Here is a 6,134-nt window from a genome sequence, read left to right as displayed (position 1 = left end):
AGCATAGCTAGGAAAATGTCTCAAGCCATTAAGATAAGTGGGAAGGGGGGAACGCATGATTAACGGAATTTTTCACAAGTTCCTCTTTTCCCCGTTTTTTACAAAGCTTGCTTGATGCTTAACTTAATGGCGATGGGGGCATCCCTACGTGGGTGCCCATTTTTGGAAACGGAAACGGTCGGGTACGCCTTTGTGGGTGCCCTCGGTCCATTTTGGGCACCCCTCGCGGGCGCCCAAAATGGACCGAGGGCACCCGCGAGGGGTGCCCCAACGAATTTACACATGAAAATTCTCCGTCACCACCTTGCCATCAAACAAGTTGATCACTCGGTGAGCAAATCCGGAATCATGAGGAGAGTGCGTTACCATCACAATGGTCGTCCCCTCGTTATTCAGTTCACGGAGCAAGTTCATCACCTGCTCGCCGTTGGAGGAGTCGAGGTTACCCGTAGGTTCGTCCGCGAGGATCATCTTGGGGCTTGCCACTACGGCACGGGCAATGGCCGTACGCTGTTGCTGACCACCCGAGAGTTGCTGTGGGAAGTGATTGCGGCGATGCATCATGTTCATGCGCTCAAGGGCTGCTTCAGCGCGTTTTTTGCGGTCAGCAGCAGGAACTTTGAGGTACAAGAGGGGCAGCTCCACATTTTCGTACACCGTAAGTTCATCAATCAGGTTGAAACTTTGGAATACAAATCCGATGTTTCCTTTGCGCAATTGGGCGCGGCTGCGTTCGGGCATTTTAGCGACTTCAGTGCCATAAAAATGGTATTCCCCCACAGATGGGTTGTCCAACAAGCCCAAAATGTTGAGCAAAGTTGATTTTCCACAACCAGAAGGACCCATGATGGCCACAAATTCTCCGTCTTGGATTTCCAGACTAATGCCGTTTAGGGCGGTGGTTTCTACTTCTTCGGTAGTGAAAACCTTTTGTAGGTTGACGGTCTTTATCATAAAGATGAAAGATGAGAGATGAGAGATGAAAGATGAAGGACGAGAGCGTGTCATCTCTCATCTCTCATCTTTCATCTTTTAAAATTCGAGTACTTCGTTGTCACCAAAGGTATCGTAAGAGGAGGTGATCACCCGTTCGCCAGGTTTCAGACCTTCCAATACTTCAAAATATTCAGGATTTTTACGTCCCAGGGAGATTCTGCGGCGTATCGCGCGTTTGTCACCCTTTTCCAGCACGTAGACCCAATTGCCGCCCGTAGTGGAGAAAAAACCTCCGGTGGGCAGCAAAACCGCCTGGGTAGGCTGACCCAATTGCAAACGAATGGTCACGGATTGCCCACGTTTGATGCCCTCTGGAGCACCCTGCATAAATTTCATGTCTACTTCAAAACGGCCACTGCGCACTTCCGGATAAATCTTGATGATTTCGAGCGTGTAGGATTTTCCATTGAAATCAAAGCTTCCTGGCAAACCGCTGAATACCCGGTTGATGTAGTATTCATCAATAGCCGCCCGGATTTTGAAACCACTCAGGTCGTCAATCTGGCCGATGTTCTGGCCTTGACTAATGTTTGACCCCACTTCCACATCCATCGATGACAAAAGGCCGGGCACAGGTGCTTTTACCTCCAGGTTTTCCAGGGTTTGACGCCAGAGTTCCACGTTTCTTTGGGTGCGCTCCAGGGTACCCTCCAGTTGTTTGATCTGGATGACTGCGTTTTCTTCCTGGTACTTTTGCGATTCGATGGCGATTTCTCGTTGTTTCGTCAGGCGTTCATAATCGCGTTTGGCGCGCAGGTACTCTTGTTCAGAGACCACTTTATCGGCAAATAGTTGCTTATTGCGATCGTACAAATCCTTGGCCTGTTCAATTTGAAAGTCCAGTTCATTCAAGCTGCTGCGCAGGGTAAAGCGCTCCACTTTGAGCCGTTGGCGAGTGTTCTGAAGGTCATTGACCAGGCGGCTGGCTTCGGTTTCGGACTGCAAAAAGTTGAGTTTGAGTTGTTGGTTTTCCAACTTCAATAAGGTTTGTCCTTTGGTTACCGCATTACCTCCCTCTACCATTTTCTGGGTGACATAGCCTCCTACTACAGCATCCAGGCGGATGGTTTTAAGGGGTTGCACATTGCCCGTGATGGGAATGGTTTCATCGAAGGTACCATTCATGACCTCCGAGATGGTGAGTTTGTCTTGCTCGACATTAAGTGTGGTTTTGTGATCTTTCAGCAATTGCCAACCGAAAAACCCTACAAATGCAGCACCAAGTACAAAAAGTACAATTCGTTGGGTAGTCCAAAATTTCTTTTCAATCTTCCTATCCATGGTAATGTTTGGCTTGTTGTTCTCTTGGAATGATGGCTTTGTCACCATTCCTTATCCTGTCCATGTAGATTCAAGCCCTATGCCAAAGTTTTAAAAAACTGAAAATCAATATCTTGAAATAGTCAAAATCAAAATTTCTTGTTCAGAAGCGGACAGAAAGTGTTCGAAAACGGACACCAGTTTAAAGCGGTTAAAATGTACTGACAAAGATCACTTTTTTTTCGTCGCTCCATCAGTCCTCCTTATTGTGATGCAGAACAACTTATACCAAAAATCAAAACCATGACCATCCAAATCAGTCCGAATGACCACATCAGTGATGTGCAGAATGCCTTTTCAGCTGCGTACCCTCACCTGAAATTACAGTTTTTTTCCAAGCCACATGGAGAAAGTAAGGGCAGTTTTGCCAAATTTATGATTCACGATCGCAACACTCAGCTGCGGGATCTCAACCCTGCGCTCCGAGCTAGCAGCATCAGCATCACACCCGATATCATCACCTGGGCGCTGGAAAAAAGCTTTGAAGAAGTTTTTAATTTACACGTGCAGGTATTCCGGCAATCGGGTTCAATTTGGCTGGAAACCTCGGTGAGTGATCATCTGACTTTGGCTGAACAAGAGGTGAAAGGAGCCAAAAACACAGCCGATACCGAGCACAATCCTGCGGATGAAGAACAAAGCGATTACCGTGAACAAGAGTAATGGGAATTACTTTTTGTACAAAAAATTGCTTTGTGCTAAAACCTGCTGTATTTTCGTGGGATATCCTGAGTATTTCCGTCAATCTTCAAGTACGCTCATGCAAACCATCGAAATTAAAACCACCCAGAATGTTACCATTGAATACGAATTGGCCTCATTGTGGGAACGAGGCCTGTCTACCTTTATCGATTTGATCATCATTGCAGTCGCCAGTGTACTCGTACCGGCACTTTTGGGCCTGGCAGGTTTGTTTGCCCTGATTCCTTTTCAGCTGCTTTTTACCCTGTGTTTTCTCAGTTTTTTCTTTGGGTATTTCTTTTTGTTGGAAAGTATGATGGGGGGGCAAACTTTGGGCAAAAAAATGACCAATATCCGCGTAGTTCGGCTGGATGGTGAAATCCCAACCGTAAACGATTACCTCCTCCGAGCCGTTTTTCAATATGTGGATACCATTCTTTCGGGGGGGATTTTGGCAGCCATGCTCATCAGTTCTACCACCCGCCAGCAACGCCTGGGCGATATGACTGCTGGTACCACCGTGATCCGCAAACGCAACAACACCCGCATGCATCTGCGCAACATCCTCAATATTGATACCCTCGAAAGTTACGAGCCCGTTTATCCGCAGGTAAAAGTGCTCAGCGAGCAGGACATGCTCAGCATCAAACAAGTCATTAGTCGGGTGCGCAAATACCCCAATGATGCCCACTGGGAAGTGGTGGAGTCGCTGGCAGCCCAACTTAGAGAGCACCTGGACATCCATGAAGTACGCAAAAGTGATGATCTGGAATTCCTGCGTACCCTCTTGCGCGACTACATCGTGCTTACCAGATAATACACACTTAAATTGAGATAGGATTGTATCTTCGCGCTTTGTAGTGGGGCGAAATGTACATTTATTTTTTTATCGCCCTTTTAATTCAAATGGATGGCCAGAAAGAAAAAAGATGTAATCCTTTCCAATGTGCAGTTTTTTGGCATTGCTGATGAAGGAAAAGCGGTGGGCAAAACCGACGATGGGCAAGTGGTATTTGCCAAAGGGGTAGTGCCTGGCGATAGTGCAGAAATTTTAGTACTCAAAAAACGCAAAGGCCGCATCGAAGGGCTCCTGCGAGCGATCACGACCTACTCGCCCCATCGGGTTGAACCCGCCTGCCAGCATTTTGGCACCTGCGGGGGCTGCAAATGGCAAAACCTGGATTATGCCACCCAATTACAACAAAAAGAAATAGTGGTAGAAAATGCACTGACCCGTTTGGGAAAAGTGGAAGTAGGGGAATGGCTGCCTATTCTCGGTGCTGAAACACCCTTTTACTACCGCAATAAAATGGAGTTTGCCTTTTCTTGCAAAAAATGGCTGACCAACGCCGAGATCAAATCCGGAATCAGTAATGCCGCGGATGTACTGGGCTTCCACCCTGCAGGTGGTTTTGACAAGGTAATCAATCTCGATCATTGCTGGCTACAACCCGATCCTTCCAACGAGATCCGCAACACCATACGCAGCATTGCCATTGAGCAAGGCTTGAGTTTTTATGATGTCAAAAAACACGAAGGATTTATGCGCACTCTCATGTTGCGCATCACCACCCTGGGTGAAACCATGGCTTTGATTTCTTTCGGCGAGGACAATCCCGATTTGCGCAAACCTTTCCTGGAGGAGGTGCAGCGTCGCCTGCCCCAAATCACCACCTTGCTGTATTGCATCAATCTCAAAATGAACGATACCATTTGGGATTTGCCAGTACACACCTGGTCAGGTAAGGGCTACGCTGAAGAGCGCCTCGGACACGTGGTTTTCCGCATTGGGCCCAAGTCTTTTTTTCAAACCAATACCCGACAAGGCCAAAATTTATACGACGTTGTAAGCCGCTTTGCCAACTTACAAGGCCATGAGAATGTTTACGACCTGTACACTGGCATTGGCAGCATCGGTTTGTATGTAGCCAAAGACTGCAGACAAGTGGTGGGTATCGAAGAAGTGGCCGCAGCCATCGACGACGCCAAGATCAATGCCCAAATCAACGAGGTGGCCAATGTACAGTTCTATGTGGGGGACGTGCGGGCCATTTTAACCGCCGATTTTGCTGCAAAACATGGCAAACCAGACCTTTTGATCACCGACCCCCCTCGGGCGGGTATGCACGAGGATGTGGTCAATATGCTGCTTGAACTGGCTGCTCCCCGCATTGTGTACGTGAGTTGCAACCCGGGCACCCAGGCACGTGATCTGGGCCGTTTGGCCAGTAAATACAAAGTGCTGAAAGTACAACCAGTGGACATGTTTCCACATACGCATCACATTGAGAGTGTGGCATTACTAGAATTAATTAATTAAAATGACACTTTACGAACGCCTACCGAAGGAACTCGCCCCCTACCAAAAAATGATGGGACAGGCAGCGGATACCATCATGGACGAAGACGTATCACGCTACCCAATTTTTGCAGTGCACCAACTGGAACTGGAATTGGGTATTCTTTTAATACAGCGCAGTGAAAACGCTGCAAAATGGTCGATTCATGCCTCAACCCTGGAAGAAATGGTCACCAAAAAGCTGGTCCAAGCAGATCGGGTGGACGACTTCAGAAGGGTTTACAAAAATCCGCGTGAGTTTTTCTGCCTGTTTGTACTCAGTGACGAAGGTGCCCAATTCATCTTTTTGCCGCGTGAAGACGACGTATAAACCCACATAACCCCACGGCTAAAGCCATGGGCCTAAGTTTAACGCATCATCAAAAGCCCGATTTATGAAAGTATTGATTTGTGAAAGTGAAGAAATATTACTGGCCGCCATTGAATTTCGCTTGAAAAAAATAGGGCTGGAAGTCATTTACAGCAAAAAGAGAGGCTCCATCTTGGAGGCAATCAGCCTGGAAAAACCCGACCTCATCATTGTGGATGCAGACATGGGCAAACAGGCGGGTTTGGAAATCATTCAACAAATCCAGGATCAGGATGCTGCTGCCAATATTTTATTGCTGATCGACCCCGATGAAGAAGAACAAACCATCAAAGCCCTCAAAATGGGCATTGTAGATTTTTTATCAAAACCATTCAAACCAGCCGAATTGATTTTGCGGGTAAAAAAAGCCCTCAACATCCTGTAATTCACATACTAATGTGGAAAACCGATCGGTTTTGTGGAAAAAAA

The 6,134-nt window shown here is 47.2% G+C and carries 7 protein-coding genes; 5 read left to right on the top strand and 2 right to left on the bottom strand.

The window, feature by feature from the left end; genetic code table 11:
• Positions 1–276: 276 nt before the first annotated feature.
• The gene (locus SFV55_RS22940; RefSeq protein WP_320031896.1) at positions 277–954 is read right to left on the bottom strand and encodes an ABC transporter ATP-binding protein; all 678 of its coding nucleotides are present in this window, start codon (positions 952–954) and stop codon (positions 277–279) included.
• Between the two features lie 78 nt (positions 955–1,032).
• Complete coding sequence (locus SFV55_RS22935; protein ID WP_320031895.1) at positions 1,033–2,277, bottom strand: efflux RND transporter periplasmic adaptor subunit; 1,245 nt, start codon at positions 2,275–2,277, stop codon at positions 1,033–1,035.
• 282 nt (positions 2,278–2,559) lie between these two features.
• On the opposite strand from SFV55_RS22935, the gene SFV55_RS22930 reads away from it, so the two are divergent.
• From SFV55_RS22930 to SFV55_RS22910, 5 genes are all read left to right on the top strand, one after another.
• The gene (locus SFV55_RS22930) at positions 2,560–2,979 is read left to right on the top strand and encodes a hypothetical protein (RefSeq protein WP_320031894.1); all 420 of its coding nucleotides are present in this window, start codon (positions 2,560–2,562) and stop codon (positions 2,977–2,979) included.
• Between the two features lie 97 nt (positions 2,980–3,076).
• Positions 3,077–3,814, top strand: coding sequence for an RDD family protein (locus SFV55_RS22925; protein ID WP_320031893.1), 738 nt, complete (start codon positions 3,077–3,079; stop codon positions 3,812–3,814).
• A 93-nt stretch (positions 3,815–3,907) separates the two neighbouring features.
• Positions 3,908–5,317, top strand: coding sequence for a 23S rRNA (uracil(1939)-C(5))-methyltransferase RlmD (gene rlmD / locus SFV55_RS22920; RefSeq protein WP_320031892.1), 1,410 nt, complete (start codon positions 3,908–3,910; stop codon positions 5,315–5,317).
• A gap of 1 nt (position 5,318) precedes the next feature.
• Positions 5,319–5,666: a hypothetical protein gene (locus SFV55_RS22915; RefSeq protein WP_320031891.1), complete on the top strand. Its 348-nt coding sequence runs from the start codon at positions 5,319–5,321 to the stop codon at positions 5,664–5,666.
• A gap of 64 nt (positions 5,667–5,730) precedes the next feature.
• Entirely contained in the window at positions 5,731–6,090 is a 360-nt protein-coding gene (locus SFV55_RS22910; protein WP_320031890.1) for a response regulator transcription factor, read from the top strand.
• Positions 6,091–6,134: the final 44 nt, after the last annotated feature.

Origin of the sequence: Haliscomenobacter sp. (assembly GCF_033763495.1) — a bacterium.
GTDB lineage: Bacteria > Bacteroidota > Bacteroidia > Chitinophagales > Saprospiraceae > Haliscomenobacter.
Note: the sequence above shows the minus strand (reverse complement) of the source record. Positions and strands in the feature narration are given on the sequence as shown.